Genomic DNA, 682 nt, shown 5'->3' with positions numbered 1-682 from the left:
GTACGGGAGCGGCAGGCGCACGTCGGTCGCGGAGACGGGTGCCGCGGTCGCCGGGGCGAGGATCGCGACGCGGCGGTTGGTGAGGACGAGCATGTGCTGCCCGAGCACGGCGACGCCGCCCACCTGTTCCCGGCCATCCACGCGCAGGACGTGGCGCAGGCGCATGCCCGGTTGCTCGACGCGGTACAGGTTGTGGGCGTCGTACATCCACTGGAGACCCTGCCGGTCGCCGAGGGCGTCCGGCACCGTGTCGAAGCGTTCGGGCGTGCCCGGGCCGCCCGCGCCGAAGGTGCCCTGGTCCGTGCGGTCGCGGGGATCGACGCCGCGGTACTGCATGCGGTCGTGGCTGAACGTCCACAGGGTTTCGCCCTTGACGAACCGTACCTGGCCCTGCGTCGTCAGGATGCCGCGCAAGTCCCCGACGGGATGCTCGTGAGCTTCGTGTACGGCCGGCGCCAGTTCGACGGTTCGCCCGCGTCGGACCAGGTGACCTACCTCGTCGACAATACGGGTCGCGTGCGGGAAGTGAGCCGGCGCACGCTGGCGCACGACCTCCCGCCGCTGTTCGAGCACCGCGCGTGGTGGGTGTCGCCCGCGCTGCACGCGCTCGTGTCGCTGCCCGACCTGCTGATCGACAACGGCACCGTCCCGGACTACGGCGTGGGCCGGTTCGCGCCCCTGC

2 protein-coding genes are annotated in these 682 nt (G+C 72.3%); one reads left to right on the top strand and one right to left on the bottom strand.

From position 1 onward, the window contains the following. Positions 1 to 414: hypothetical protein (locus ACEN88_RS33510; RefSeq protein WP_413346652.1), on the bottom strand; the 414-nt coding region annotated here is incomplete at its 3' end. A gap of 18 nt (positions 415 to 432) precedes the next feature. On the opposite strand from ACEN88_RS33510, the gene ACEN88_RS33505 reads away from it, so the two are divergent. Beyond that, positions 433 to 682, top strand: a 250-nt coding sequence (locus ACEN88_RS33505; protein WP_413346651.1) for a hypothetical protein, incomplete at its 3' end; no start/stop codon positions are given.

It is taken from the genome of Massilia sp. CT11-108, assembly GCF_047302915.1.
Classification (GTDB): Bacteria; Pseudomonadota; Gammaproteobacteria; order Burkholderiales; family Burkholderiaceae_D; genus Telluria; species Telluria orientalis.
Note: the sequence above shows the minus strand (reverse complement) of the source record. Positions and strands in the feature narration are given on the sequence as shown.